Here is a 26,866-nt window from a genome sequence, read left to right as displayed (position 1 = left end):
GACGGCATGACGGGCGCTGCAAATGTCGGGACTAACGCAAAAACGCCTGCCGATACTCGCCGGGCGTTCCACCCAAAACCTGCCGAAACCGATTGGTGAAATGGCTCGCACTGGCAAAGCCGCACGCCAATGCAATCTCTCCCAAAGGCTGCGATGTCGAACGCAACAACTCCCGCGCCCGGCCCAGTCTGCGCGCCAACACATACTGATGCGGCGGCAAGCCAAAGCTCTCCCGAAACATCCTCGCAAAGTGATATTCCGACAGCGTGCACAACGCCGCCAATTGCCCCAGGCTGATCGCCTCGGCCAATTGATTGTCGATGAACTCCACCAACTGCCGCCGCTGGTGCGCCGCCAATCCGCCTTTTAACCGCAAGCCCTCACGCATCCCGACCTGGCCGAGCAACACGTGGCTGAGCATTTCGTGAGCCAGGCTGCTGGTGAGCAGGCGCTCGCCGGGTTCGTCCCAGCTGAGGGTGAGCATCTGCCGAAAGCGTCGGGCCTGCGCTGGATCGTCAAGGAAAGTGGCTTCGCGCAATTGCAGTTCGCGAGGCTCGCGGTCCAGCAGCGTGACGCAGCCGAGGGCGAATTGTTCGGGGCTGAAATACACATGGGCCAGGCGAATGTCGCCGTTGATCACCCAGCCCGACTGATGCTCGGCCGGCAGGATGCACAGCTTGTCCGGGCCACCCTTGGTGCCGGGCTGATCGCGGCGGAACGTGCCGGTGCCGCCGGCGATGTAGCAGGACAAGGTGTGGTGGCTTGGGGCTTCGTAATCCTGGGCATCGTGATGGTTGCTCCACAGGGCTGCAGCCATGCCGTCACCAAGCTCGGCGCTTTGCTCCAGACGAGCATTGGGCGAGCGGTTGAGGGCTTGAAAGACTTGCAGGGTTTCCAGTGTGGGCATGATGGCTTCTCTCCAACGCCTTGCATCCTACTCCGTAGACCATGCGCTGCCAGCCTCTGCCACGACAAAAGCGCAAGTTTATGCAAGTGCGCCCACGCTGGGCGCAGGACACTGAGTTCCTATTGAGGAGCCTTAGTCATGAACCTTTCGCTGTATTTATTGACCGTGCTGATCTGGGGCACCACCTGGATTGCCTTGAAATGGCAGTTGGGTGTGGTGGCCATTCCCGTGTCGATCGTTTATCGCTTCGGCCTCGCGGCACTGGTGCTGTTCGTCCTGTTGCTGCTCAGCCGGCGCCTGCAAGTGATGAACCGTCGCGGGCATTTGATCTGTCTGGCACAGGGCTTGTGCCTGTTCTGCATCAATTTCATGTGTTTCCTGACGGCCAGTCAGTGGATTCCCAGCGGGCTGGTCGCCGTGGTGTTTTCCACGGCCACGTTGTGGAACGCGCTCAATGCACGGGTGTTCTTCGGCCAGAAAATCGCCCGCAACGTTTTGATGGGCGGTGCGCTGGGCTTGGCCGGGCTTGGCCTGTTGTTCTGGCCTGAGTTGGCCGGCCACACCGCCAGCCCGGAAACCTTGCTCGGCCTGGGCCTGGCATTGCTCGGCACCCTGTGTTTCTCGGCCGGGAACATGCTCTCGAGCCTGCAACAGAAGGCCGGTTTGAAGCCGTTGACCACTAACGCCTGGGGCATGGCGTATGGCGCCGCGATGTTGTCGGTGTGGTGTCTGGTCAGGGGCATTCCGTTCGACATGGAATGGAACGCGCGTTATATCGGCTCGCTGCTGTACCTGGTGATTCCGGGTTCGGTCATCGGCTTCACCGCGTACTTGACGCTGGTCGGGCGTATGGGCCCGGAGCGAGCGGCCTATTGCACCGTGCTGTTCCCGGTCGTGGCGCTGAATGTCTCGGCGTTTGCCGAAGGCTATCAATGGACCGCGCCGGCATTGGCGGGGCTAGTGTTGGTGATGCTTGGCAACGTACTGGTGTTCCGCAAACCCAAGGCGCCGATAGCGCAAGGCAATGGCAAACTCGCCTGAATACGTCGGGGCCGAGTGCGCTTAGCGCTCGGTCCGGAGTGCGACGAATATCAGCAGCGGAAGTATGAAGTCGACAATATGCCGGGCCCAGTCCTTGGCATTCCAGGTTTGTGATTCGTCCATGTTGAACCATTCAACGCCGATCACTTGCAGGCAAACGTAGTAGACAAATATGGCGATCAATAATCCGATGATTGAAAACTTCTTGGCCTCATGGAATTCCTCGGCCGGCGCATTCCTGTAATGGAAAAGGTAATAGGCACCAATCAGGCAGAAGGCCGTATAGATCACTTCAAGTGTAATGATGAACCAATAGATTCGGTGGTGGAGCATGGGTGAGGTGATTGCCCGGTAGTTCAGGTTGATGTTTTCCCGGGTGGTGTCCATGCTCAGAATATGACTGACGTACTCATAGTTGGATGCGTAGTCGGTGAAGTTGCTGTACATCACCAGCAGGCCAAAAAAGCTTATATAAGTCATTAGTGCCAGCTTGCTGTATCTGATGATCTTGTCGGTAGTAATACTGTTCAAGGCTAGAGTGCTCCATCACTGTTTTCCGTGGGTCGGATAAGTGATGGTGAGTGTATAGCGCTTGAACTATTTTAGTGGGCTGACTGAATTGCAAGTTATGTAAGGAGCGGGCAGAGACTTTATAAGTCTCTGCCCGTTTTAGTTAGCCTTTCCACACTTGCGGGTTGACCAGGTCTTGCGGGCGTTCGCCCAGCAGTGCGCTGCGCAGGTTAGCCAACGCACGGTTGGCCATGGCCTCACGGGTTTCATGGGTGGCGGAGCCGATGTGCGGCAACGTCACCGCGTTTTTCAGCTGGAACAACGGCGACTCGGCCAATGGTTCTTTCTCGTAGACGTCCAGCCCGGCGCCGCGAATGCGGTTGTTTTGCAGCGCTTCGATCAGGGCGGGCTCATCCACGACCGGACCGCGCGCGATGTTGACCAGGATGGCGCTCGGCTTCATCAGGGCCAGTTCGCGGTGGCTGATCAAGTGCCGGGTTTTCTCGCTGAGCGGTACCACCAGGCAAACGAAATCGGCTTCGGCCAGCAGTTCGTCAAGGCTGCGAAATTGCGCGCCGAGTTCTTGTTCCAGCTGAGTCTTGCGGCTGTTGCCGCTGTAGAGGATCGGCATGTTGAAGCCCAGCCGCCCGCGACGGGCAATGGCCGCACCGATGTTGCCCATGCCGACGATGCCCAGGGTTTTGCCGTGTACATCGCAGCCAAACAGCGGTGCGCCGACGGTGGCTTGCCATTGTCCGGCCTTGGTCCAGGCATCGAGCTCGGCGACGCGGCGGGCGCTGCTCATGAGCAGGGCGAAGGCCAGGTCGGCGGTGCTTTCGGTGAGGACATCCGGCGTGTTGGTCAGCATGATCCCGCGTTCGTTGAAGTAGGCGACGTCGTAGTTGTCGTAGCCGACGGAGACGCTGGAGACGACTTCGAGTTTGGCGGCGTTTTCCAGTTGTGCGCGGCCAAGTTTGCGGCCGACACCGATCAGGCCGTGGGCGTGGGGCAGCGCTTCGTTGAACTGGGCGTTGATGTCGCCGTTTTTCGGGTTGGGGACGATGACGTCGAAGTCTTGCTGGAGGCGCTCGACCATTTCCGGGGTGACGCGGCTGAAGGCGAGGACGGTCTTTTTCATGGGAGGAGGGCTCGTCGGGGCTTGGTGAATGCCAAGCACGCTAACATTCTTCCCCGTTGTTGCGCGAGTCCGCGGATTGCCCGGGAGTTTCTGTGGGCGCTGGCCTGTCAGCGATGGCGGCCTTCGGGCCGACCATGTTGTGGTTGACCGGGTACATATCCATTCCTGCGGTTACGGCGGCTGGCGGTTTCGCCCTTACGGCGACTCACTTTTTTTTCAAACGCCAAAAAAAAAGTAAGCAAAAAAAGGCTCGCCCCAAACGTCCGGCCCCTCGCCTGGGCTCGGCGTTCCTTCGCTCCGGTATCCATCCGGGGACACTGCCCTCCGGTCTGCTTCGCGACGACCTACATGCAGCGTGTTCGACTGCGTCGAACGGCGCTGCGCGCCACTCCCCGGATGAACACCTCCACTCAGCCTCCCGACGGGGCGGGTGGATCAAGATCAAGAGCTGCAGGCGAGCTAACGCTCGGCCTGATGAGTGGTGAGAATCAAAAGCTGTACGCTGAATTCTTGTAGGAGCGAGGCTTGCCCGCGAAGGCGGCCTGACAGCCGACCAATCTCTTTTGCAGGTACCCACCAATCCATTGTGGGAGTGAGCCTGCTCGCGAAGGCTGTTTAACATTCGACATTGAAGTCGTCTGACTCACCGCTTTCGCGAGCAGGCTCGCTCCCACAGGGAAACAGTTCACACCGGAGGATCAGCTATGTGGCGCAGGGTTGGGTACGGCGACGTTATCCAGCATCCGGTTTGCGGCCAGTTCGGCCAGCATGACGATCTGTTGAATGGCCATCGCCTTGTGCCGGTACGGGCCTTCCAGATGGTCCGCGAAGTCGCTCGCCATCACGCTGGCCTGGGCCAATGACTCGCAGGTGTGGGCCAGCAGGTCTTCGTCTTTGATGTCCGGTGCGATCACAAACATGGTGCTGGGTTTGCGGATGGCTGGGGATTTGAGGGCGGCGGGGTTGAGGTAGTGATCCAACGCGCGTTCGGCGGCGTCGTTGAGTTTTTTGGAATCGAGGGATTCGTAAGGGGAAACGTCGTCGGTTTTCGGAGGGTTCGGTGTTTCTTTGATCATGCGGAAGTTACTCATTGGCAGATGAAGTGGAACTGCCATCTTTCGTTTTCCAGACGAAAGGGTGGCAGCCATGCGCGGACTGGAAAAACCGGGACACCCACCAAAACCCGGTAGACCCGAAGGTCTCCCGCGCACAGCCGCCATAACAAGGATTTGCGTGCAGAAAAAAGCGCCGCAGTATGCCATGGGGTTTGGTAAGTGTTCGCCAGGTTTTCCAGACCTGGCCGCTGATTTTGCAGCGACCCACAAAGCCTACCCATTTCCCGTCTGACCCAACAACCGACAGAACCCGTCGGAAACATTCCCCAAAATCACCGCGTCTGTAGGACCGTGAAATCAGTTCGCCACCCGAGCCCCACCCAGACTCCCACTCAATTCATACGCCACCAATTCCGCCTGATGCGCCGCCAATATCTCCGGCAACGACCCGCGCAAGTACTCGACCCAGGTCTTGATCTTCGCGTCCAGGTACTGGCGCGACGGGTAGATCGCATACAGGTTCAGTTCTTGCGAGCGGTAGTTCGGCATCACCCGCACCAGTGTGCCGTTGCGCAGGCCTTCAATCGCCGCGTACACCGGCAACACGCCGACGCCCATGCCGCTGATGATTGCGGTTTTCATCGCGTCAGCCGAGTTCACCAGGAACGGCGAGCTGTTGATGGTGACCATTTCCTGGCCTTCCGGGCCGTCGAAAGTCCATTTCTCCAGTGGGATCACCGGGCTCACCAGGCGCAGGCACGCGTGGTTAAGCAAGTCGCTGGGCTTGTGCGCGCAGCCGTTGGCTTTCACATACGCCGGCGAGGCGCAGACGATGCTGTAGGTGATGCCCAGGCGCTGGGAGACGAACCCTGAGTCCGGCAGTTCGCTGGCGAGCACGATGGACACGTCGTAGCCCTCGTCGAGCAGGTCCGGCACGCGGTTGGCCATGGTCAGGTCGAAGGTCACGTCGGGGTGGGTCTTGCGATAACGGGCGATGGCGTCGATCACGAAGTGCTGACCGATGCCGGTCATGGTGTGCACTTTGAGCTGCCCGGCCGGGCGCGCGTGGGCGTCGCTGGCCTCGGCTTCAGCCTCTTCGACGTAGGCCAGGATCTGCTCGCAGCGCAATAGATAGCGTTTGCCGGCCTCGGTCAGGGCGATGCGACGGGTGGTGCGGTTGAGCAGGCGGGTTTGCAGGTGGGCTTCCAGGTTGGAGACCGCGCGCGAGACGTTGGCCGTGGTGGTGTCCAGTTGCACGGCGGCGGCGGTGAAGCTGCCGGCCTCGGCCACGTAACTGAAGGCGCGCATGTTTTGCAAAGTGTCCATGGGGTGCTCTCGGGTGCGATGGCAAATTGTGACACAAGGTTTCAGAGTCTGAGACCCCGACCAAGGGATTATCGCGTTAACGGTAACAAAGATTCACAGGATTCCCAGCTTATCGCCGTACAGACCGCCCCCTAGAATTGCGCCGGTCATTGTAGGAGCGAGGCTCGCCCGCGAAGGCGGCGTGACAGTCACCAACGATGTCGACTGATTCGCCGCTTTCGCGGGCAAGCCTCGCTCCTACAGGACCTCGTACGCCCCTTCTCTCAGGAAATCGCAGCAGTGCCGCGTCGCATCAACAGAGCGCTTCAGACGCTCAGTGTTCTGGCTTTATCCCTGACCCTCGGCGGCTGCATCGGAACCGGAGGAATTGCCCCGCAGGGCAAGGCACTGGAGGCCAATTCACTGGCCACCGACGACGCCATCCAGAGCGCCGCGCAGGACGCTCACTGGCCCACCGCACAATGGTGGCAGGCCTATGGCGACCCGCAATTGAACCGCTGGATCGATCTCGCCGTACAAGGCAGCCCGACCATGGCCATGGCCGCCGCGCGGGTGCGACAGGCCAGGTCCATGGCCGGCATCGCCGAGTCTGCCGAGTCGTTGCAGATCAATGGCGAATCCACCCTCAAGCGCCACAACTGGCCGACCGATCAGTTTTACGGCCCGGGCGAGTTAGCCAACACGACCACCTGGGACAACAACGCTGCACTGGGTTTCAGCTACGCCCTCGACCTTTGGGGCCGCGAAAGCAACGCCACCGAACGTGCCGTGGACATGGCGCACGTGACGGCCGCCGAAGCGCGTCTGGCCCAGCTCGAATTGCAGAACAATATCGTGCGCGCCTACATCGAACTGTCGCTGCACTACGCGCAACGGGACATTGTCGAGGCGACCCTGAAACAGCAGCAGCAAATTCTCGATCTGGCGCAAAAACGCTTGAACGGCGGCATCGGCACCCATTTCGATGTCAGTCAGGCTGAAACGCCGCTGCCGGAAACCCATCGCCAGATCGACGCGCTGGACGAGGAAATCGCCCTGAGCCGTAACCAACTGGCCGCTCTGGCGGGGAAAGGTCCAGGCGAGGGCGCGCAGTTGCAACGGCCCACGCTGTCGTTGGCCGCGCCACTGAAACTGCCGTCGTCATTGCCCGCGCAATTACTTGGGCAACGCCCGGACGTGGTCGCCCGCCGCTGGCAAGTGGCGGCCCAGGCGCGGGGCATCGATGTCGCCCACGCCGGTTTCTACCCCAACGTCGATCTGGTCGGCAGCCTCGGCTACATGGCCACTGGCGGTGGGGCGATGGAGTTTTTGACCGGCAAGAAACTCAACTACAGCGTCGGCCCGGCGATCTCGTTGCCGATCTTCGACGGCGGGCGCTTGCGTTCGGAGTTGGGCGAAGCCTCGGCCGGGTATGACATCGCCGTGGCCAAGTACAACCAGACGCTGGTCAACGCGCTGAAAAACATCTCCGACCAGTTGATCCGCCGCGAGTCCATGGACAAGCAGCAAACCTTCGCCGCCGAGTCGGTGGCCGCTGCGCAGAAGACTTATGACATCGCGATGGTCGCCTGGCAGCGCGGGCTCACCGACTACCTCAACGTGCTCAATGCCCAAACCTTGTTGTTCAAGCAGCAGCAGGTCCAGCAGCAGGTTCAGGCCGCACGCCTGAGTGCCCACGCCGAATTGGTGACAGCGCTGGGTGGCGGGCTGGGTGCAGGAAATGATGTGCCGAAGGACAGCCAGACCCAGGCACCGAAAACCCCGGCCCTTTTAAAGAGCCTCTCGAATTGAACACGATGTTCCAGGTACATCCGCATTTGTGGCGAGGGGGCTTGCTCCCGCTTGAGTGCGCAGCACTCACAACATGTGAGGTGGCTGCCCGAATATTGGGGCCGCTACGCAGCCCGGCGCGAGCAAGCTCGCTCGCCACAGAATCTCTTTTGCCTCACGTGCTTCCAGGATACTCATGACTCCCTCGCCCGCACCTCTGCGCTGGCTGTATTCCCTTGAATGGCGCCGGGGTTTCTTCGACTGGGCACGCAGCGATGGCGTGACCTGGGTCTACATTTTCAAAGTGCTGTTCGCCGCGTTCCTCACCCTGTGGCTGGCGATGCGCCTGGAGTTGCCGCAACCGCGCACGGCGATGATCACCGTGTTCATCGTCATGCAACCGCAAAGCGGCCAAGTGTTCGCCAAGAGTTTTTACCGCTTTCTCGGCACGCTGGCCGGGTCAGCGGTGATGGTCGCGTTGATTGCCTTGTTCGCCCAGAACACCGAACTGTTCCTCGGCTCGCTGGCGATCTGGGTCGGCCTCTGCTCGGCCGGTGCGGCGCGTTATCGCAACTTTCGTGCCTACGGTTTCGTGCTCGCCGGGTACACCGCCGCGATGGTCGGTTTGCCCGCGTTGGCCCACCCGGACGGCGCGTTCATGGCGGCGGTCTGGCGGGTGTTGGAGATCTCGCTGGGGATTCTTTGCGCCACCGTGGTCAGCGCCGCGATCCTGCCGCAAACCGCCAGCGCGGCGATGCGCAACGCCTTGTATCAGCGCTTTGGTGTGTTCGCCTTGTTCGTCACCGATGGCTTGCGCGGTCGCAGCAAACCCGAGGCTTTCGAAGCCAGTAACGTGCGCTTTATTGCCGAGGCTGTCGGCCTGGAAGGGCTGCGCAGCGTCACCGTGTTCGAAGACCCACACATGCGTCGACGCAACGGACGACTGAGTCGCTTGAACAGCGAATTCATGGGCATCACTACGCGCTTCAACGCTTTGCACCAATTGCTCGAACGCTTGCGCAGCAGCGGCGCTGACCACGTGGTGGCGGCGATCAAACCGGGGTTGCAGGACCTGGCGGAATTGCTCGATGGCTTCAGCGGTCGCGCCTTGACCAGCCCCGACGCCGCACGCCTGGCTAGCGCCTTGGCGACTTACAAGGAAAACCTGCCGGCGCGGGTTCGCAGCCTGCGGGCGACCTTTCAGGAAAGTGGTCCGAGCGACGCCGAGCAGCTCGATTTTCATACCGCCTACGAACTGCTCTATCGCTTCGTCGACGAGTTGCACAGTTATGCACAGACCCACGCTTCACTGGCCGATCACAGCCATGCGCGCGAGCAATGGGACGAGCCGTTCACCCCGCAAACCAACTGGATGGCCTCGGCGGCGTCGGGAATACGGGCGGCGTTCATTCTGGTGGTGCTGGGCAGTTATTGGGTGGCAACGGCGTGGCCGAGCGGGGCGACCATGACGCTGATCGCTGCGGCTACCGTCGGTCTGTCTGCGGCGACACCGAACCCGAAACGCATGGCCTTTCAGATGGCCTGCGGCACATTCCTCGGGGCACTGATCGGCTTCGTCGAGATGTTTTTCATCTTCCCGTGGATCGACGGTTTTCCCTTGCTGTGCGTGATGCTCGCGCCGGTGATCGTGCTTGGTTCGTTCCTCACGTCGCGGCCGCAATATGCCGGTGTCGGCCTCGGGTTGCTGATCTTCTTCAGCACCGGTTCGGTGCCGGACAACCTCACCGTCTACAACCCTTACGCGTTCATCAACGACTACATCGCCATGGTGCTCGGCATGTTGGTGTGCGCGGCGGCCGGGGCGATCATTCTGCCGCCGAACAGCCGCTGGTTGTGGCGCCGGCTCGAGCAGGATTTGCGTGGGCAAGTGGTGTATGCGATCAGCGGCAAGCTCAAGGGCCTGGCTTCGAGTTTCGAAAGCCGCACCCGGGACTTGCTGCATCAGGCTTACGGCCTCGCGGTGGGTCAGCCGCAGGTGCAACGGGATTTGCTGCGCTGGATGTTCGTGGTGCTGGAAGTCGGCCACGCGATCATCGAGTTGCGCAAGGAACAGGCGATTCTGCCGGTGCATCCGGCCTACGCCGAATCCCAGCCGTGGCGCCAGGCGATCCGCGTGATGGGGCGCTCGCTGGTGCGGCTATTTCTGCAACCGAGCCCGAGCAATCTGGAACGCGGCCTGATCGCGGTCGACCATGCCATCAGCCGCGTGCAAGCCACCGACGAACCGTTCGCGCCGCACTTCGACACCTCCGCGTTGCGGCGGGTGAAGAGCTATTTGCACTTCATCCGCACCTCTCTGCTGGACCCGCAATCACCGCTCGCCGCCTACGCCGGGACCCGGCCCCAAGGACTTGAACATGCCTCGTGAAATCGCCTTCCACGGCGTGTACATGCCCACCATGACGCTGATGTTTTTCATCGCCGCGGCGCTGGCCTGGGCGCTGGACCGGTTCCTGTCCGGGTTCGATCTGTACCGTTTCTTCTGGCACCCGGCGCTGCTGCGCCTGAGCCTGTTTACCTGTCTGTTCGGCGCTCTGGCGCTGACGGTCTACCGTTGACTTTCTATTTCTGAAGAAGGCCCTGATGAAAAAGCTTTTCAGCCTGCTCGCCACGTTGCTGGTACTGGCCCTCGCGATATGGATCGGCCGGACCCTTTGGGTGCATTACATGGACACGCCGTGGACCCGCGACGGCCGGGTACGCGCCGACATTATCAACGTCGCCGCCGACGTCACCGGGGAAGTGGTGGACGTGCCGGTGCGCGACAACCAGCAAGTGAAGAAGGGCGATCTGCTGATGCGCATCGACCCCGAGCACTACCGCATCGCGGTCAAACAGGCGCAGGCCCTGGTGGCCTCGCGCAAGTCGACGTGGGAGATGCGCAAGGTCAACGCCCATCGCCGCGCCGACATGGACGCCTTGGTGATCTCGAAGGAAAACCGTGACGACGCCAGCAACATCGCCGACTCGGCCCTGGCCGATTACCAGCATGCCCAGGCACAACTGGAAGCGGCTGAACTGAACCTCAAACGCACCGAGGTCCGTGCTGCGGTGGACGGCTATGTCACCAACCTCAACGTGCATCGCGGTGACTACGCGCGCATCGGCGAAGCGAAAATGGCTGTGGTCGATATGAACTCATTCTGGGTGTATGGCTTCTTCGAAGAAACCAAACTGCCGCATGTGCGGGTGGGCGACAAGGCCGACATGCAGTTGATGAGCGGCGAGGTGTTGAAGGGGCATGTGGAAAGCATCTCCCGTGGCATCTACGACCGGGACAACCCGGAGAGCCGCGAGCTGATTGCGGATGTGAACCCGACATTCAACTGGGTGCGCCTGGCGCAGCGAGTGCCGGTGCGGATTCACATTGATGAAGTGCCGGAAGGTGTTCTTTTGGCGGCGGGGATTACGTGCACGGTCGTGGTTAACTGACTCGGTCCGTCAGGCATAAGACAAAGGCTCAGCCCTTGCAAAACGTCTCATGCAAATGTCGCCAAACCACCTTGCCACCGGCCTGTTTCTCAAACACTACTGTCGAGCGGCGATCCGAGTGCAGGCCCGTCGCATCGGTCTGCTGCTCGCGATAACCCACCACCGCGCCACCGTCGTACAGTGCAATACCCCGCAACTCGCTGAGCTCGATCCTGAAGCCAAGCTTCTTCCCGCCGGCCAGCAAGAACAACTCGCTCAACGCTTCGAAATCCAGCACCCGGCCGAGGGGCGAGGTCATGGAAAACTGTGGTGAAAAGCGGCTCAGCAGTTGTTCAAGTGCCGAGTCGTCTCGTTCTTCGGCCAGCCATTGTTCGATGGCGACGTGGGCCTGGATGACTTCGTCGAAGTAGTCGGTGTAGTCGGTCATGGTTGTTTCCTGAGTTTTTGCAGCGTCTGGTCTGACGTCTTCGCGGGCAAGCCTGGGCAAATATTGCGAACGACGCGAGCCTGTAGGCGCGAGGCTTGCCCGCGAAAAACGATAACGCAGCCCTACAGTTGCCCCCTAAGCCCAAACCGCTTCATCAACCCCGCCTCCAGCAACCCTTTAGGCAGCAACCCCGCCAACAACGGCAACGCCCGGCTGCCGTTGCCCAGACGAATCAGGCGCGGAGGTTTGCTCTGCTGCACAGCCTTGAGCAAACCACCGGCAAACTCCTTGGCCGGGGTCGGTTTATCCTGAGAGGCCTTGGCCCGCGCACGAATACCTTCGCGCAAGGGAAACCACGGCGATTGCTCGGTGATCAACTGCTCCGCCTCATGCCCGGCATTCTTGGCGAAGCTGGATTCGATGGCGCCCGGCTGTACTTCCATCACGCGCACACCGAACGGCGCCAGCTCCATGCGCAATGCATCGCTCAAGGCATGGACAGCGGCTTTCGAGGCGCAATACGCGCCGGCAAACGGTGTGACCAACACCCCGGAAACGCTGCCGATGTTTACCACGATCCCTTTGGCCCGACGCAATACCGGGAACAGCGCGCGGGTCACGCCAACAATCGCGAACACATTGGTTTCGAATTGGCGCTGCATCGCCGGCACACCGCCGTCGAGCAGCGGCCCCATGGCGCCATAGCCGGCGTTGTTGATCAGCACATCGAGGCCGCCATGTTGCTGGTTGATCCGCTCGCTCAACTGTTCCAGCGCCGCGCCGTCGTTGACGTCCAACTGTACGGCCGTGAATCCGGCGGCGGTTAACGCGGCCACATCTTCAGCCTTGCGGGCGCTGGCCCAGACTTCGTATCCGGCCCCTTTGAACACATCGGCGAGGGCGCGGCCGATGCCGCTGGAACAACCGGTAATCAACGCAACGGGCATGGCGCGGTCCTTGTGCAAAAAGAAGTAGGGGGATCAGTCGGAGAAACTACCCTGCAAACGCTCGGCGCGAAACTCCAGGGTTTGCGGGCGATAGCCAGGGCGCAGCGGCGGCAGGGGCAAGCAGTCTTCCCAGTTGGCGCCGGCTTGCAGTTCGCCGGGGCCGCGATAGCGCGGGGCGGTGTATTGATTGTCGGCCAGATTGACCGTATCGCCCGGCGCATACGCGGCGACACGCCAGCGCAACTCGGTCAGCGGCACGTCGTTGCCGTTGTTCATGGTCAGTTTCAACGGCCGGTCTGCCGGGCAGTGTTCCGGCGCGTAGGTGATGCGCAACTCCAGGCGCGCCAGTTGCTTGACCTCGCGGTTGTCCATCCAGATCACCCACGTGGCCACCAGACCCAGGCCGATGGCGGCCGCCACCGAGACGGGCAAGGCCTTGGCCGGGTAGCGCAGCAACAGGATCAGCCAGGTAATAACCAGCAAGACGCCGATGAACATGTTTGAACGCTCCTTGAACTCATGGCCACCATCCTACCGAAGGGCTGAGGGAATGGACATTGCGCGTTCCAATGGGATGCGGAGCATCCCGGGCTGAACTCCCACGCAGAGCGTGGGAACGAACAAAAAAGCCCCCGACCAACCCGCTGCGGATAGGGAAAACGCAGCGGACTGGACGGGGGCTTTTGTTTTACTGAACGCTTACTGCGCGATGGTTTTCACCGACACGCCGCGTTCGATCGGGGTGGAGCGACCGTAGATATCTTCGAACCGCTCGATATCGTCTTCACCCAGGTAGCTGCCCGATTGCACTTCGATGATCTCGAGTGGAATCTTGCCCGGGTTGCGCAGGCGGTGAACCGAGGCGATCGGGATGTAGGTCGACTGGTTCTCGCAGAGCAGGAACACGTTTTCGTCGCAGGTCACTTCGGCCGTGCCGCTGACCACGATCCAGTGTTCGGCGCGGTGATGGTGCATTTGCAGGGACAGGCACGCGCCCGGCTTGACCGAGATGTGCTTGACCTGGAAACGGCCGCCCATGTCCACCGAGTCGTAGGAGCCCCACGGACGATAGACTTCGCAGTGGTTCTGGGTCTCGCTGCGGCCCTGCTCGTTGAGGGTGTTGACCATCTGTTTCACGCCTTGGACCTTGTCCTTGTGGGCGATCATCATGGCGTCCTTGGTTTCGACGACCACGATGTTTTCCAGGCCGATCACCGACACCAGTTTGCCGTTGCCGTGGATCATGCAGTTTTTGCTGTCCTGAATGACCACGTCGCCTTTGGTGACGTTACCGTTGGCGTCTTTTTCGTTCACTTCCCACAGCGACGACCAGCAACCGACATCGCTCCAGCCGGCGGTCAGCGGTACGACGCAGGCGCGCTGGGTTTTTTCCATGACCGAGTAATCGATGGAATTGTCCGGGCAGCAGGCGAAAGTCGCTTCGTCGATGGTGACGGTGTCGGCATCCTGTTCGCTGCGTTCAAGCGTCAGCAGGCAGGTGTCGTAGATGTCTGGATCGTGTTTTTTCAGCTCTTCCAGGAAGCGGCTGGCACGGAACAGGAACATGCCGCTGTTCCAGAAGTAACCGCCGGACTGGACGAACTCGGTGGCGCGCTTGACGTCCGGTTTTTCGACGAAGTGCGAGACGCGGCTGACGCCTTCGGGCAGCAGGGAGTCAGCGGTCGATTTGATATAGCCGTAGCCGGTTTCCGGTTTGGTGGCCGGAACGCCGAACAGCACCATTTCGCCGTTTTCGGCAGCGACGGTGGCCAGGGCCAGCGCACGTTGCAAGGCTTTCTGGTCGTCCAGCACGTGGTCGGCCGGCAGCACCAGCATCAACTCGTCGCGACCTTCATTGACCAGCATCATCGCGGTCAGGGCCACGGCCGGCGCCGTGTTGCGGCCGAACGGTTCCATCAGGATGCGCTGGGTTTCCAGTTTACGGTTGCTCAGCTGCTCGTTGACGATGAAGCGGTGGTCTTTGTTGCAGACCACGATCGGGGTGTCCATGCCTTCAAACACCAGGCGTTCCAGGGTTTGCTGGAACAGCGTGTGTTCGCCGGTCAGGGCGAGGAACTGTTTAGGGAATTGCTTACGCGAAAGCGGCCAAAGACGTGAGCCGCTACCACCTGACAAGATCACCGGAATCATGTTGTTACTCCTTGAAAATCGTATGGGTCAGAGCTACTGCGTTCTGTCGTTTCACTCTTGTTCTTATTCCGTGTCCCGACTGGCACTGCGGTTCAATGTGGGAGCGAGCCTGCTCGCGAAGGCGGCGTATCAGTCGACATCAATGTTGAATGTCAGACCGCTATCGCGAGCAGGCTCGCTCCCACAAGGGAACAGCGTCAGTCAGGCAAAATGTTTAGCGCGTCGAAACCGGGCGTTTTACCCAGACTGGCGACAGGCTGCTGCCTTTACCGGTGACGTACAGCACGGCGGCTTCACCGCGTTCCAGGGCAACCGGTTTCACGTCGCCGACTTTGGTCGCGCCGTCGTACAGGGCCAGGCTGACTTTGACCGGGTTGATTTCACGTTCGCCACGGCCCTTGGCCGCTACGGAAGGCACCACTTCGGTCTTGCCGTCAGCGGTTTTCAGGGTCAGGGCCTTGTCGCTGAGGTTCTGCACGCGAACCAGGGATTTCTGCTTGTTCTTGAACGGCGGCTCTTCGATCAGTTGCGGCGCGCCGCTGGCGTTGTTGACCAGGGTGTAATAGTGATCACCGGCCAGTTTCACCGGCAGGGTCTGGCTGCCGACCTTGGCGCTGTAGTCGCCGCCCGGCATGAAGCTGAAGTCGGTGCTGGACAGCGGCGCGACTTCGGCCAGGTTGGTGCTGCCGACGGTGGCGCTGACTTCAGCGTTACCGGCGTTGTAGACACGGACGAAGCTCGAACCTTTCGGTGCAGTCGGGCCGTAGAGTGCAGCGTCACCAGCAAAGGCGGACATCGACAACACGCTCATGCCAGCAACAAGTGCGAAGGTCTTGGCGAGACGGCGAGGAGTAGTAGTGAAAGTCATGGTAGTACCTCTCTCTTTCAGTTTTGCGCCCGGTCGGGCGTCTCGGATTTAGTGTTTGCGGCTACGTTTTGTTGGCGGGCGCCGGCTTCTTTGAGCTCTGCGACCCACTGCGGGTCGGCGTCGCCTATTTCGTTGTTCACAGGCAGATAACGTTCAGGGAACTCCCAGATCAGCACCTGTGGCGGGCTGTTCTTGAAAGCATCACTTTTCAGGTAGCTGAGCATCGGCAGAATCGGGCCGTGGCCGTCTTCGGCGTAATTGACCACGTCGCTGTTCAGCGCTTGTTTCAGCGCCCCGACGAAGTTCCAGTTAGGGTTGGCGCTGTAGCTGGTGCCGATCAGGGCCACCGGCACTTCGGTGTTGGCGAACAGCGCGTCATCACCGGCAGGCTGGTCTTGCGCGACCACGGTGTTGCGCTTTTGCAACGGCTCGGTCTTCGGCATCAGGTTTTCGAACAGCGGGTCCAGCGGCAGGAACAACCGCAGGTCGCCCTTGTGCGTGACCTTCTCCGCAGGTTCGGTGACGAAGCGTTGCGGCTCGCCACTGAGCGGGGTTTTCTCGGCAATGGTCTTGGCCAGGGTCTCGGCGGCGATTTGTGCGCCTTCCGGGGTCCAGTGGGTGTCGGTGCGCAGGAACACTTGCTCGCCGTCCAGCTTGGCTTTGAGCATCGGGCCGAACAGGTCAGGCGCGATGATCTTGTTGGCTGCCACGCGAGCGTGGAAGTCTTCATAGAGGTTGGCGTGAATGCTCGAAGGTTTCACTGCGCCCAGGTGTTCCGGGTACAGGCGAGTTTTGGCCGGCACAATCGCCATCACCAGTTTCACGCCTTTGGCCTTGAGTTCCTGGCGTACGCCTTCTACGAGCGCGTAGTTGCCTTGCAGGTTCAACTCTTCGTTGACGATCGGGTTGAATTCTTCATCGCTGTACAACCATTGATCGCGGCCGAGCACAACGCCCGGACGACCTTCGTTGAACAGTTTGAAATCCAGCGCGGCCCAAAGGTTGGTGCCCAGGCGCTTGATCGGGAACTCCTCGTCGTAGTGCGTTTCCACAGCCTTGGCCCAGCGGCCATTGAGTACCGTCGCATCGGCGTTGGTGCTGAAGCCGAAGAAGCTGCGCGTCGACCACAGGCCCAGCACCAGCAGGGTCACCATGAACAGGGCGATGTAGAAGATACGTAATGAGCGGGTCATGGTCAGATCCCTCAGAACTGGAAGTAAAGGAACGGCGAGAAGCTTTGCGCCGAGAGTTTGAAAATCGAGGCGATGAACAGCACCAGTACCAGCGTGCGCATCACGTAGCGGGACCAGTCCGCGGTCCAGTAGGCCGGTTGCACGGTGGCTTCAACGCCAACGGTGTAGCCAGGCTCGTGGATGCTGGTCGGGTTGTCGCCCGGTACGGCTTTGATCATTCCAGGCGTGGCAGCGGCCGGGCCATCGGCCTCGACGTTGACCACAGGCTTGGTCTTCTCAGGCGGCAGGTTGCTGTAGAAATCGCGGATGCCGAAGAACGCCAGGGTCATGTAAGCCACGACCAGGGTCGCCACTTGCAGGCCGGTGAGGCTGGCCGCGTTGAGTTCCGACAACGACCATTCGCCGAAGCTGAACATCGCGCCGTACATGCGACCGGCGACGTGCAGGTTTTCCGAACGGAAGATCACCCAGCCCATGACCACGAGCAGGAAAGTCAGGGCCCAGCGGATCGGGTTGATGCTGCGTGGCGAGGTGTTCAGGCCCAGGGCCTTTTCGATCGCCAGCCACATGCCGTGCCACGCACCCCAGATGATGTAGGTGATGTTCGCGCCGTGCCACAGACCACCGAGCAGCATGGTCAGGAACAGGTTGCGATAGGTCATCAGCGTGCCTTTACGGTTACCGCCGAGGGTGATGTACAGATAGTCACGCAACCAGGTCGACAGGCTGATGTGCCAGCGACGCCAGAACTCGGTGATCGACTGGCTGATGTACGGCTGCTTGAAGTTTTCCATGAAGCGGAAACCCATCATCAAGCCCAGGCCGATGGCCATGTCGCTGTAGCCGGAGAAGTCGAAATACAACTGCGCGGTGTAGGCGAGGGCGCCCAGCCAGGCGTCGCCCGTGGTCGGGTTCTGCAAGGCAAAGCAATGGTCGGCCACCACCGCGAGGGTGTCGGCGATAAAGACCTTCTTGATGAAACCCTGCATGAACCGCGTGGCACCTTCGGAGAACTTGTCGAGGGTGTGGGTGCGGTTGTTGAACTGGTCGGCGAGGTCGCGAAAACGCAACACCGGGCCGGCGATCAAGTGCGGGAAGATCGCCACGAATGCGGCAAAGTCGATCAGGTTGCGGGTCGCCGGGGTGTCTCCCCGATAGACGTCGATGATGTAGCTGATGGACTCGAAGATGTAGAACGAGATCCCGATCGGCAACAGCACGTGGGTCAGGATGAACGGCGACAGACCGACCGACGTCATCATCGCGTTGATGCTGTCGACGCCGAAGTTGGCGTACTTGAAGTAGCCGAGAATGCACAGGTCGACGGCCACGCCCAGCAGCAACCAGCGTTGTGCCGGTTTGGTCCGAACGCCTGCGGCACCGACTTTGAGGCCGATCCAGTAGTTCCACAACGTGACGGCTGCGAACAGCGCAAGGAAGTCCACACGCCACCAGGCATAGAACACGTAGCTGGCGAGCAGCAGCAGCAGGTTGCGATAGCGTATTCCGCTCAAGTAGTACATGCCGAGAAAGATCGGCAGGAACAAAAACAGGAACACGTTGGATGAAAATACCATCCCGGTCTCTCCATGTTTAACCAACAGTCAAGGGCCAACGGCCCCCCCAAACCCCCCATCAAAATCCAGAGGGCAACATCACTTCATTGTGGGAGCGAGCCTGCTCGCGAAAGCGGTGTATCAGTCGACATCTTTAGTGAATGTCAGGCCGCATTCGCGAGCAGGCTCGCTCCCACAGGGGTTTTGCGTTTGGCTCTAGGAGCCTTTTTTGCCTTTCTCGTTGGCCGGGTCGTAGACCTTGGTCAGGTCACCCCCGAGGCGGAAGGTCTTGAACGGCTGCATCTCGTGTTTTTTCTCGAGCACATCCGGCGAGCAGGTGTAGAGCGTGCAGAACGGTTCGAGCCAGGCGAATTTCGAGTCGACCTTGAGGTCGGTCATGTCCTGTTCCTTGCCGTTCTTTTTCTCGAACTCGTCCGGGTCTTTAACCCCCGACAACACCCGGTCACCCAGGCGTTTCAGCGCGCCGTTGTTTTCCTGACGCAAGTCCACACCGTTGACCTGAGCGAAACTGGCGATCATCGCGAGCGGCGGCAGGGCGTAGTTGTGGTAGGCGAGGGCGCGTTGCTGGCGCTTGAGTTCGTTGGGCAGGAAACCCTGGGCGTCAATCTGATTGGCGCCGACTTTGTATTCCTTCACTGCCCAGTCGAACAGGTCGCGACGGTTGGTGGCGATGGACGTTGCCATCACCGACCAGGCGGACCAGTACGAGTGGTTGTTGGTTTTTTCCAGCGGCAGGTTGTCCCAATCGCTGACCACCTGATCCGCCATTTTGCTGAACCAGGCTTCGATCAACTGCGACTCTTGCTGATGGTTGGCCAGCGGTTGCGAATCGGAGAACTTCAGGCGAATGTAAGCCGACGCCATGCTGCCCAATGCCCATTTGCGCATGGACTTGCCGGTGTGGTTGAAGTCCTTGGACATCAACGCATCGGACTTGGCCCAGGCGGTCAACCAATTCAGGGTGCATTCCAGTTGTTCCGGACGACCGTCACGCATGTACTGCATCACGCGCTTGCTGGTGCCGCGCTCCATCTTGGTGATGTCGGCGGTGGTGTCGCGGAAGGCTTTTTCCGAGGCCTCGTTCAGGGTCGAACGGGCCTTGTCGGAGCCTTCATACTTGCTGCGAAATTGCAGTGAGCCGGTGTACGGCGTCGGCATCGCATCACAGCCTTCGCTCTTGTCGCCGGTTTTGACTTTTTCAATCGGCGCGAAGTAGCCCTGTGGCGGGCGCAGTGGCGCGGCGGCCTGGGTGGCGCCGGCGAACATCGCCAACGTCAGCAGGGAGGGCGCGAGTAACTTTTTCAAAGTTCGGGTTTGCATGCATGTCATAAGAGGTTGCCTCATTGCCCGGCTTGAGCGGTACGCTGCCCAGCGCCAGGGAATACATTGCGTTTGCAGATTTTCGCTTCGACTTTCTGTGGCGTGGCACCTGCTTCAGGGCCCTGGATTTCGACGGCCAGCACATTCTGCGTGGCCCAGTCTTCGTCCGTGCGCAACTCAAAGGCAAAGCGCCCGTCGGTGTCGGAGGTTTCCGGTTTTTCGATTTTGATGTCCTCGTGGCGACCGTTCATGTACCAGAGGGTGGCTTGCAAAGTTTTCACCGATGGATCGGCGAAGCGGATGTCGACCTGGTGACTGCCGTTTTGCAGGTTCAGGTTCTTGCTGTTGACCATTAATTCGTTCTTGCCCGGTTTCAACGTGGTGCTGCCGGTCATCTGTGCATCCTTTCCTTCGCAACCGTTGTCCAGCAGCGCCATCATCTGGCGGTAGATGGTTTCCTGGTCGAGGCGATAGAGCGGCGAGAATTCCCAGATCAGAATCTTCGGCGGCTTGGTCTGGAACTCTTCGCTGCCCAGGTACTGCAGCATCGAACCTTCCAGGCCACCGCCGGGGAACGCCACGTTGAGGATGTCGGCGCCGATGGCCTCTTCGAGGAAACCGGCGAAGTTGTAGTTCTTGCCACTGTGGCTGGTGCCGACCAGGGTGATCTCGGGATTGCCGGAGTCACTGAACAGGTCGCCGTCGGCCGCTTCGCCCTTGGGCTCGGTGGTGAACTGATCCATGTACTGGATCGCGTAGCTGGTGCCACAGAGTTGACCGGCCATGTTGTGTAATGTTCCGGTCTTGCCCATGCGACCCGACTTATGGCTCTCGAATTCGCGCTTGGGAATGTCAGCGAACTCAGGCAGTTGCTTGATTTTCTCGCCGACGATTTTCGCCGTGCGCTGGGCGCCATACGGCGTCCAGTGTTGGTCGCCGCGGAAGTAGAAGTCGTGGGCCGGCAGGGTGTCGGGCAGCGATTCGTTGGTCAGCGGCGACAGGTCCGGAACCACGTAGCCCATGGCGGCGAAACGGCCGAGCATGGTCTTGTAGTTCTTCAGCGCCTTGTCGAAATCGTATTTGGCTTTTTCTTCCGGATTCAGTTTGTTGCGGTTCACCAGACCACGGGTGGGCTGGTAAACGATGACCAGTTCCACGCCTTTGCTCTTGAACGCATCGTGCAGCTCTTTCATGCGTTTGTAGCCGGCGGGGGTGGTGTCGAATTCGGTGCGCAAGTCTTCCTGGGTCCGGAACAGCCAGTCGCCCTGAGCCTGCACCAGCGTGGTGAAGTTCTGCTGATAACGCGTGGTGTAGTTCTTCGCGTCATGGGCTTCGGGGCACAGGTTGCAGCACGGTTCGGCGCTGAAGCTCGGCGGACTTACTTTACTGGCAGCTTCATCGGCACGGACGCCGGCGCTGGCCGCGAGAATGCCGGCGGTCAGGGCCGACAGGCTGAGTAATTTGATCAAGTGTGGGTGCATAAAATTATCCTCAGTCCTGCATTTCGGTCTGGCGTTCGACAGGGTCGATCAGCACGGCTTTCTGCTGGCGCACCAGCAAGTCGAGAATTTCATCCTGGCGCTCGCCAAGAATCCCGTTGAAGCTGATGCCGCTGGATTTGGTCGGGGCGAGCATGGACACGCGATACAACTCGACGCTCAGCGGCGAGTCGATGGACAGCGGTCCGCTGCCGTTGCCGGCCAGTTCGCCACCGACGATGATCAGCGACACCTGGGCGTCGAACGGGTCGAGCTTGATGTCCCGGTCGGTGTCGCTCAGGTCTTTGATGTGGCCGTAGACGCCCGTCAGGCCGTTGGCCATGGCGAGGTTTTCGTAGAGACGGATGTTCACGCTGTTACGAATACGGATGCCGTGGCGGCGATTGCTGATCACCTTGTTGCCCCACAGCAGGTTGTCAGCACTCTCGTAGAGGGTGATGCCGTCGGTGTGGTTCTTGTAGATCTCGTTGTAGGCGATGACGTTGTTCACGCTGTTACGGTCAATCACCATGCCTGACAACTTGTTGTCGTAGCTGCGGTTGTTGAAGATGAAACTGTCGTTGACCTCACGGGAAATAATGATCCCGTGCTTCTTCTTGGTCCCGAATACGGTGTTGTCCGCGATGATCAGTCCGTGGGAACGGTCATGCGGGTCAATGCCGTAGACGATGTTGTCTTTGTAAGTGTTGCCCTTGACTACGAAGTCGCGGGTCTCGTAGCAGTAGAAGCCGTACCACATGTCCGAGAACTCGGAGCCGACGATCCAGCCGGTCGGTTCAGGACGCTTGAGCACCTTGGCCATGTTCGGCGTGTACTGGGAAATACTCACGCCGTAAGACTTACTGTTGGCGTAGCCGAAACTGGCGATCTTGCTGTTGGCGATGTAGGTCTGGGTGCCGCCCCAGGACAGCAGGAACGGACGGAATTCCTTCGGCGACTTGAAGGCCGCCGGGCCGTTTGCCTTCTCGCTCCAGCCAGTGATTTTGGTATCACGCACAAACAGCTGGCCGTCGTTGACCAGGAACGAACCGGACTCTTGGGACAGGCGCAGTTCCTGGGTCTGCTTGTCGATTTCCAGGATGCCTTTCTCACCTACCACGATCGGCAACTTCGCCAGGAACACACCCGGCGAGGTTTCGCTGAAGTACTGCTTGGGCAGTTTCTTGGCCAGATCCTTGAGGTTCATGTAGCCGTCGTCGACGAAGATCGCCTGTGGGATGCCGTGCTGACGCACCACCCACTCGGCCATCTTGTTATCGCCGCCGATGAAGTCCTTCAGGGCGTTCTCCTGCATCATCCGGCGCACGCTGATTTTGCCGGCCTTGGTGCGCACGACTTTCGCGGCGATGGCTTCGGCGGTGTAGCCGGAGGTGTCCGGCAGCTTCGGCGCAGCCAGTTCCAGCGGTTCGGTCGGCGCGCTGTTGACGGTGTAGGTCTTGGCCTGTTGCAGCCCCTTGGCAATGGTCGCCGGCTGCCCTTTCTGCGCGGGCGCTACCGGCTCCGCAGTGGCGAAGGCCGCCGAGCTGGCCAGCAGCATCGCGCCGGCCAGCAAGGTCAACGAGCCTCTCTTCGGACTGTTCATGTCAGGAACTCCCTTCGCGGTTCGCATCAGAAGCGCCAGATCACGTCGATAAACGCGCGGTGCATGTACGAATCGACGCCTTTGCCATACGCATCGCCCGGCTTGAACACACCGCCACGCAAGCGCACGAGGGCCGAAGGCTCATCGATCGACTGACTCAGGGAGGCCGGCAGCAGGCCTTGCTTGAAGTACTTGGTGACGACCACGTCCATTTCCTGGCCGAGGTCTTTGTTGCCATCTTCCAGCGGCAGGGACGTGCTGGAGAGCACAGCGCCGGTCACGTCGTCGGTGTCGTTCTGCACGGCGTTGATGCCGTTGCTGCCGACCGGCTTGTTGCCGTCGACACGCCAGAATTTGTGGTAGATCACGCTGGCGTCGTATTCGTCGTTGAGCATCCACGAACCGAACAGCGTAGCGGTCTGCATGTTGTTCATTTCGCCACGGAAGGCTTCGCCGAAACGGTGAACCCGCGAACGGGTACCGGTGTAGTTCGAGCGATTGCTTTCCAGGCCGTTCTGTTCGTAATCGGCGCTGGCGCGGGCATAGGCTGCACCGACTTGCCATTGCGGATCGAGGCGCAGACGCACGCCCAGGTCAGTGGCCCAGCCATCGACGTTGCCGCTGGTCTTGGCTTGTGCCGGCGGAGTGCCGTCGGCGTTCAGCGGATTGACCGTGTCGCGGTCGCCGCTCATGCCGGTGACGCTGCCCCAGTAATTGACGGTGTTGGTGTTGCGCCAGTTGTAGGCATCGCTGTCGGCGGTCAGGCCGATCCAGCTGATGTCGCCGTTCTCTTTCTTGTCCAGAGAATCGGCCGGAACACCAGGTTGTGGATAGTCAAGCTTGCCGTCATCGTGGGTGTGATGACCACGAATGCCGACCCAGTTGCCCGGCGTCCACTGATACGCCGCATCGGCGTAAGCATGCAGGCGATCCTTGTCTTTCGGAGCCAGCTCGGTGAGGTCGGTGCGGTATTCGCTGAAGCGTTCGGCCACACCGGCGTTGGCACGCAACAGGGTGGTGTCGAAGGTCCAGTTCAGGGCTTCGATGTTGGTGTCGCGCCATTGGCCATCGTCGTTGCGCAGGCGCTGGCGACCGAGCTTGAGGATCTCGCCAGGGTACGGCGTCAGGCCGCTGTAGCCGACCCAGAACTCGCGCATCGCCAGGTAGTTTTTCTTGCTCTTGCGATCACCGTTGTCGGTGGTCTGGGTGCCGTCGCTGTCGGACTGCTGCAGCGTGTCGGTCTCGATGATGTCGGTGGACGTCACGGCCTGACCCATGGCGTAGCCGCTCCACGCGCCGCTCTCGCCGTAGATCCATGGACGCAGGTCGAGGCCGACGCCGTTGACGTCGCCGCCGCTTGCGGTGCCCAGATCGGTGTCGTCTTGGGACTGGCCGGTGATTTTCACATCAAGGCCGTAGTTTTTGCTTTCAGTCAGGGCCGCCAGGGTCGGGCACGACCACAACAGGGCGAACGACAGGCCAATACCGGCCTTCACGAATGGATTCAGCTTCATAGGGATTCCTCGCCGTCTTCTTCTTGCAGGGCATGCAGTTCCAGCGTGTTCTGGCTCAAGGCACCACGAACGTCCTGTTCTTGTTTCAACAGACGTTTGGCCTCGGCGAGCTGGGCAGGCGGCAGTTGGGCTTCGAGTGTTTGCGCAAGCTCGGTGGCTTGCGGGGTGTTCTGCGTCTTGGCCAATTGGCTGAAGACGTAAGCGTTAAGCGGGTCGGGCTTGGTGCCCTTGCCTTGGGAAAACAGTTGGGCAATGGCGAAGTCGGCGCTGTTCTGGCCATTGCGCGCAGCCTTGAGCAGGTGGTCCAGCGCTTTCTGCGAATAGACCTGGCCCAGGTAACCGCGACGGTAGATCTGGCCGAGGTAGTAATCGGCGGCCACTTCTCGGTCGACGGCTTTCTTGAAGTGTTCTTCGGCAGCCTTCGCGTCGGCCGGCACCATTTTGCCTTCGTAATAGAGCTTACCCAGCAACAGTTCGGCGCGCGGCTGGTCGGCGGCGCGGCCGTTGTCCAGATACTTCATCATCGTGTCGACGTCGCCCAGTTCCGGGAAGTCGTAGAGCAATTGTGCGAGGCTGACCCAGGAAGCGGGGTAGCCCGGAGCGATGCCTTCGAGCAGCGACTGAGCGGTTTTCTCGTCGGTCTTGCCCAGGCTCGCATCGCCCAATACGCGAGCCACACTGTCCACGCGTTGAGCGGTGACCGTGCCGCGAGCGTGAGCGGCTTGCATCTGCTTGATCAGCTCGGCCTGTTGCTCAGGCTTGGCCTGTTTCTGATAGACCGTGGCCAGTTCGACGTAGCAGATGTCGGTGGTGTTCAACGCCGCTTTGCAGATGGTTTCCACTTCGTCCAGGTGCTGGTCGTAAGTGCCCTGGGTGCGATAGAGCAGCACTTGAGCCAGGCCCGCTTCCGGTTTGCCCTCGGCGCGCCATTGGCTGATCTGCTGCTGGGCGTTGACGTTGGGGAAACTGTGCGGGTATTGCAGGTACAGCATCGCCAGCGGGATCAGGGTGTTGCCTTCACCAGCGGCCGAGGCTTTTTTCAACAGGCCTTCGGCTTCGTGCTGTTCGGCTTCGGTGGAGCCGGGTTTGGCCACCAGCAGACGACCCAGGCGAGCCTGGGCCCGCGGCGAGACGCTGGCCGCGGCGCGATAAGTCGCCTCGGCCTGTTTGATCTGCGCCGGGTCACGGCTATCGACCTGGATATCGGCCAGGCCAACCTGTGCTTCGCTGTAGCCCAGGTCTGCCAGTTGCTGGTAATTCTGCGCCGCCAGCGCGGTGTCACCGCGCTTGAGGGCTTCGTTAGCCAGACGTTGGTCTGGAAGGCCGGCACAACCGGCCAGAGCAATTGCCATGGCCAGGGTCAGCGGGACCGGCAGGATTCTGAGTGGGCTAGTCACGGGCATGTCCTCTGCTTAAATACCGGCGGCCATGGCTTTGTCGATCAGCCAGTTCAGGTTCGGACCACGGGTGCTGTTCACTTCAACCGGGCGACCGGCGAACTTGCTGTCGAGCGGCTCGTCAGGCTGGATCAGCACGCGGATGTCCGAGGAAAGGTCGGCGCTTTTCAGGCTGGTGCTGCTGACGATCTTGCCGCTGCGGGTTTTGTCTTCACCGGCGATCTGGAAGCTGACCGTGTTGCCTGGCAGCACATCGCCGAACTGGCGATAGGAGAAGCGCGCTTCAACATTGGCTTCGCTGTTGCGCGGCACCAGTTGGAAGATCACGTCGCCTTTGCTGGCGTACTGACCGTCGGCGACCAGTTGCTGGGCCACGGTGCAATCGCACGGCGAGGTCAGGGTGCCGGTCATTTGCTTGCCGAACAGTTCTTCAACCTTGGCCGGTTGCAGTTGGTTGTCGTCCAGATGGCCCTTGAGTACGTCGAGCATGCTGGTGCTGAACGTTGCGAGCGGCGCGCCTTTGGCAGCAACGCCGTCGGCCTTGATCAGGCTCTGTACGGTGCCGTCGCGGGGCATGGTGATGTTCATGCCTGCCACGCTGACCAGGCCCGCCTGGGCGTGGCTGACGAAGTACATGCCGTACACCGACTTGAAGATGAAACCGAACGCCGCGAGGCCGACGATGAAAATCGCCAGGCTGAAGGTCACGGCGCGCAGACGACCGAACGCGGTCATGCCGTGGCCGCCGTCCTTCATCTTGCGCGCCTTGGTGAAGTTGTCGCGCTGCAGGGTCGCCAGCACTTCACCCATGCTGACGATGTCGCCGGCCAGGTGCGAGGTGATCAGGTGACGCAGGGTGGAAATATCCTGGGGTTCCAGGTTCTGGAACTGACAACCGATGCGGCCGGTCTGGCGGTCGACGGAGCGGATCAGCAATTCCACGTCCATGGCCAGGCCGAGGTTATCGATGACGAATTGCAGGCGCGCCTTGTACACATCGCCGGTTTTCAGCGGCAGCTGACCGGCGTTGAAGGCCAGGCCGCCAGCGGAGAGGTCGATCACTCGAGCTTCTACCGGGGTCCGGTCGGGACCGAAGAAACGCAGCTTGGCCGGGATTTTCACTCGGGCGTGTTGGCGCTGGGCTTCTGACTCATGCACTACGTTGGCGTTGACGGCGGTATTCATAGGGGC

At 60.6% G+C, this 26,866-nt stretch carries 23 protein-coding genes; 5 read left to right on the top strand and 18 right to left on the bottom strand.

The genetic code is table 11. The annotated features are described in order from the left end of the window. Positions 1 to 31: 31 nt before the first annotated feature. Positions 32 to 907 (bottom strand): AraC family transcriptional regulator, encoded by an 876-nt coding sequence (locus AB4N91_RS21855; protein ID WP_010463159.1) that lies wholly within the window; start codon positions 905 to 907, stop codon positions 32 to 34. Positions 908 to 1,045: 138 nt separating this feature from the next. Here AB4N91_RS21855 and AB4N91_RS21850 point away from each other — a divergent pair, with 138 nt between their 5' ends. Continuing rightward, the gene (locus AB4N91_RS21850) at positions 1,046 to 1,948 is read left to right on the top strand and encodes a DMT family transporter (RefSeq protein ID WP_154911853.1); all 903 of its coding nucleotides are present in this window, start codon (positions 1,046 to 1,048) and stop codon (positions 1,946 to 1,948) included. 21 nt (positions 1,949 to 1,969) lie between these two features. On the opposite strand, the gene AB4N91_RS21845 is transcribed toward AB4N91_RS21850, so the two are convergent. From AB4N91_RS21845 to AB4N91_RS21830, 4 genes are all read right to left on the bottom strand, one after another. Continuing rightward, positions 1,970 to 2,479 carry a DUF2165 family protein gene (locus AB4N91_RS21845; RefSeq protein ID WP_010463155.1) on the bottom strand — a complete coding sequence of 170 codons (510 nt, stop codon included), beginning with the start codon at positions 2,477 to 2,479 and terminating at the stop codon, positions 1,970 to 1,972. Positions 2,480 to 2,621: 142 nt separating this feature from the next. Continuing rightward, positions 2,622 to 3,596 (bottom strand): 2-hydroxyacid dehydrogenase, encoded by a 975-nt coding sequence (locus AB4N91_RS21840; RefSeq protein ID WP_145306917.1) that lies wholly within the window; start codon positions 3,594 to 3,596, stop codon positions 2,622 to 2,624. 698 nt (positions 3,597 to 4,294) lie between these two features. After that, on the bottom strand, positions 4,295 to 4,672 hold the full coding sequence (locus AB4N91_RS21835) for a DUF6124 family protein (RefSeq protein WP_145306913.1): 378 nt from the start codon (positions 4,670 to 4,672) through the stop codon (positions 4,295 to 4,297). Between the two features lie 336 nt (positions 4,673 to 5,008). Further along, positions 5,009 to 5,977: a LysR family transcriptional regulator gene (locus tag AB4N91_RS21830; RefSeq protein ID WP_077748258.1), complete on the bottom strand. Its 969-nt coding sequence runs from the start codon at positions 5,975 to 5,977 to the stop codon at positions 5,009 to 5,011. 279 nt (positions 5,978 to 6,256) lie between these two features. Between AB4N91_RS21830 and AB4N91_RS21825 the strand changes: the two genes are divergently transcribed. The 4 genes from AB4N91_RS21825 to AB4N91_RS21810 all read left to right on the top strand — a co-directional run bounded on the left by AB4N91_RS21825 (position 6,257) and on the right by AB4N91_RS21810 (position 11,200). Next, a complete protein-coding gene (locus tag AB4N91_RS21825; RefSeq protein WP_460111771.1) occupies positions 6,257 to 7,768 on the top strand; it encodes an efflux transporter outer membrane subunit in 1,512 nt (503 codons plus the stop codon). 175 nt (positions 7,769 to 7,943) lie between these two features. Then, positions 7,944 to 10,136: an FUSC family protein gene (locus AB4N91_RS21820; RefSeq protein WP_010463144.1), complete on the top strand. Its 2,193-nt coding sequence runs from the start codon at positions 7,944 to 7,946 to the stop codon at positions 10,134 to 10,136. Next, a complete protein-coding gene (locus AB4N91_RS21815) occupies positions 10,126 to 10,326 on the top strand; it encodes a DUF1656 domain-containing protein (RefSeq protein WP_007896379.1) in 201 nt (66 codons plus the stop codon). Before AB4N91_RS21820 ends, AB4N91_RS21815 begins: the two co-directional genes overlap by 11 nt. Positions 10,327 to 10,351: 25 nt before the next feature. Next, a complete protein-coding gene (locus AB4N91_RS21810; RefSeq protein ID WP_010463139.1) occupies positions 10,352 to 11,200 on the top strand; it encodes an efflux RND transporter periplasmic adaptor subunit in 849 nt (282 codons plus the stop codon). A 28-nt stretch (positions 11,201 to 11,228) separates the two neighbouring features. Here the strand turns inward: AB4N91_RS21810 and AB4N91_RS21805 are convergent, their stop codons facing one another. The 13 genes from AB4N91_RS21805 to AB4N91_RS21745 form a co-directional block, all read right to left on the bottom strand. Further along, a complete protein-coding gene (locus tag AB4N91_RS21805; protein WP_460111770.1) occupies positions 11,229 to 11,627 on the bottom strand; it encodes a DUF4440 domain-containing protein in 399 nt (132 codons plus the stop codon). Positions 11,628 to 11,749: 122 nt separating this feature from the next. Then, on the bottom strand, positions 11,750 to 12,574 hold the full coding sequence (locus tag AB4N91_RS21800; protein WP_083374964.1) for an SDR family oxidoreductase: 825 nt from the start codon (positions 12,572 to 12,574) through the stop codon (positions 11,750 to 11,752). 33 nt (positions 12,575 to 12,607) lie between these two features. Then, positions 12,608 to 13,072, bottom strand: coding sequence for a multidrug transporter (locus tag AB4N91_RS21795; RefSeq protein WP_083374963.1), 465 nt, complete (start codon positions 13,070 to 13,072; stop codon positions 12,608 to 12,610). A gap of 201 nt (positions 13,073 to 13,273) precedes the next feature. Further along, positions 13,274 to 14,725: a mannose-1-phosphate guanylyltransferase/mannose-6-phosphate isomerase gene (locus tag AB4N91_RS21790; RefSeq protein WP_010463132.1), complete on the bottom strand. Its 1,452-nt coding sequence runs from the start codon at positions 14,723 to 14,725 to the stop codon at positions 13,274 to 13,276. Positions 14,726 to 14,939: 214 nt separating this feature from the next. Further along, positions 14,940 to 15,593, bottom strand: coding sequence for an alginate O-acetyltransferase AlgF (locus AB4N91_RS21785; protein WP_042932354.1), 654 nt, complete (start codon positions 15,591 to 15,593; stop codon positions 14,940 to 14,942). Positions 15,594 to 15,610: 17 nt separating this feature from the next. Continuing rightward, positions 15,611 to 16,786 carry an alginate O-acetyltransferase gene (locus AB4N91_RS21780; RefSeq protein WP_010463127.1) on the bottom strand — a complete coding sequence of 392 codons (1,176 nt, stop codon included), beginning with the start codon at positions 16,784 to 16,786 and terminating at the stop codon, positions 15,611 to 15,613. Positions 16,787 to 16,797: 11 nt separating this feature from the next. Then, entirely contained in the window at positions 16,798 to 18,363 is a 1,566-nt protein-coding gene (locus tag AB4N91_RS21775; protein ID WP_077748261.1) for an MBOAT family O-acyltransferase, read from the bottom strand. Positions 18,364 to 18,558: 195 nt separating this feature from the next. Beyond that, entirely contained in the window at positions 18,559 to 19,692 is a 1,134-nt protein-coding gene (locus AB4N91_RS21770; RefSeq protein WP_010463124.1) for a mannuronate-specific alginate lyase, read from the bottom strand. 11 nt (positions 19,693 to 19,703) lie between these two features. Next, positions 19,704 to 21,164: an alginate O-acetyltransferase gene (locus AB4N91_RS21765; RefSeq protein WP_083374962.1), complete on the bottom strand. Its 1,461-nt coding sequence runs from the start codon at positions 21,162 to 21,164 to the stop codon at positions 19,704 to 19,706. 10 nt (positions 21,165 to 21,174) lie between these two features. Beyond that, positions 21,175 to 22,764 carry a mannuronan 5-epimerase AlgG gene (gene algG, locus AB4N91_RS21760; protein WP_102595392.1) on the bottom strand — a complete coding sequence of 530 codons (1,590 nt, stop codon included), beginning with the start codon at positions 22,762 to 22,764 and terminating at the stop codon, positions 21,175 to 21,177. A gap of 26 nt (positions 22,765 to 22,790) precedes the next feature. Continuing rightward, a complete protein-coding gene (locus tag AB4N91_RS21755; RefSeq protein ID WP_010463117.1) occupies positions 22,791 to 24,278 on the bottom strand; it encodes an alginate export family protein in 1,488 nt (495 codons plus the stop codon). Then, on the bottom strand, positions 24,275 to 25,681 hold the full coding sequence (gene algK, locus AB4N91_RS21750) for an alginate biosynthesis TPR repeat lipoprotein AlgK (protein ID WP_010463115.1): 1,407 nt from the start codon (positions 25,679 to 25,681) through the stop codon (positions 24,275 to 24,277). Before algK ends, AB4N91_RS21755 begins: the two co-directional genes overlap by 4 nt. 9 nt (positions 25,682 to 25,690) lie before the next feature. Continuing rightward, positions 25,691 to 26,860: an alginate biosynthesis protein Alg44 gene (locus AB4N91_RS21745; RefSeq protein ID WP_077748266.1), complete on the bottom strand. Its 1,170-nt coding sequence runs from the start codon at positions 26,858 to 26,860 to the stop codon at positions 25,691 to 25,693. Between the last annotated feature and the right edge of the window lie 6 nt (positions 26,861 to 26,866).

Source organism: Pseudomonas sp. H3_D04 (assembly GCF_054669175.1).
Note: the sequence above shows the minus strand (reverse complement) of the source record. Positions and strands in the feature narration are given on the sequence as shown.

Excerpts from the sequence above, each read along its gene's own strand:
- AB4N91_RS21770 (WP_010463124.1), bottom strand. The coding sequence starts at position 19,692 with ATGACATGCATGCAAACCCGAACTTTGAAAAAGTTACTCGCGCCCTCC.
- AB4N91_RS21775 (WP_077748261.1), bottom strand. The coding sequence starts at position 18,363 with ATGGTATTTTCATCCAACGTGTTCCTGTTTTTGTTCCTGCCGATCTTT.
- AB4N91_RS21755 (WP_010463117.1), bottom strand. The coding sequence starts at position 24,278 with ATGAAGCTGAATCCATTCGTGAAGGCCGGTATTGGCCTGTCGTTCGCC.
- AB4N91_RS21815 (WP_007896379.1), top strand. The coding sequence starts at position 10,126 with ATGCCTCGTGAAATCGCCTTCCACGGCGTGTACATGCCCACCATGACG.
- AB4N91_RS21850 (WP_154911853.1), top strand. The coding sequence starts at position 1,046 with ATGAACCTTTCGCTGTATTTATTGACCGTGCTGATCTGGGGCACCACC.
- AB4N91_RS21765 (WP_083374962.1), bottom strand. The coding sequence starts at position 21,164 with ATGCACCCACACTTGATCAAATTACTCAGCCTGTCGGCCCTGACCGCC.
- algG (WP_102595392.1), bottom strand. The coding sequence starts at position 22,764 with ATGAACAGTCCGAAGAGAGGCTCGTTGACCTTGCTGGCCGGCGCGATG.
- algK (WP_010463115.1), bottom strand. The coding sequence starts at position 25,681 with ATGCCCGTGACTAGCCCACTCAGAATCCTGCCGGTCCCGCTGACCCTG.
- AB4N91_RS21840 (WP_145306917.1), bottom strand. The coding sequence starts at position 3,596 with ATGAAAAAGACCGTCCTCGCCTTCAGCCGCGTCACCCCGGAAATGGTC.
- AB4N91_RS21820 (WP_010463144.1), top strand. The coding sequence starts at position 7,944 with ATGACTCCCTCGCCCGCACCTCTGCGCTGGCTGTATTCCCTTGAATGG.
- AB4N91_RS21855 (WP_010463159.1), bottom strand. The coding sequence starts at position 907 with ATGCCCACACTGGAAACCCTGCAAGTCTTTCAAGCCCTCAACCGCTCG.
- AB4N91_RS21790 (WP_010463132.1), bottom strand. The coding sequence starts at position 14,725 with ATGATTCCGGTGATCTTGTCAGGTGGTAGCGGCTCACGTCTTTGGCCG.
- AB4N91_RS21835 (WP_145306913.1), bottom strand. The coding sequence starts at position 4,672 with ATGATCAAAGAAACACCGAACCCTCCGAAAACCGACGACGTTTCCCCT.
- AB4N91_RS21745 (WP_077748266.1), bottom strand. The coding sequence starts at position 26,860 with ATGAATACCGCCGTCAACGCCAACGTAGTGCATGAGTCAGAAGCCCAG.
- AB4N91_RS21810 (WP_010463139.1), top strand. The coding sequence starts at position 10,352 with ATGAAAAAGCTTTTCAGCCTGCTCGCCACGTTGCTGGTACTGGCCCTC.
- AB4N91_RS21795 (WP_083374963.1), bottom strand. The coding sequence starts at position 13,072 with ATGTTCATCGGCGTCTTGCTGGTTATTACCTGGCTGATCCTGTTGCTG.
- AB4N91_RS21780 (WP_010463127.1), bottom strand. The coding sequence starts at position 16,786 with ATGACCCGCTCATTACGTATCTTCTACATCGCCCTGTTCATGGTGACC.
- AB4N91_RS21800 (WP_083374964.1), bottom strand. The coding sequence starts at position 12,574 with ATGCCCGTTGCGTTGATTACCGGTTGTTCCAGCGGCATCGGCCGCGCC.
- AB4N91_RS21805 (WP_460111770.1), bottom strand. The coding sequence starts at position 11,627 with ATGACCGACTACACCGACTACTTCGACGAAGTCATCCAGGCCCACGTC.
- AB4N91_RS21785 (WP_042932354.1), bottom strand. The coding sequence starts at position 15,593 with ATGACTTTCACTACTACTCCTCGCCGTCTCGCCAAGACCTTCGCACTT.
- AB4N91_RS21830 (WP_077748258.1), bottom strand. The coding sequence starts at position 5,977 with ATGGACACTTTGCAAAACATGCGCGCCTTCAGTTACGTGGCCGAGGCC.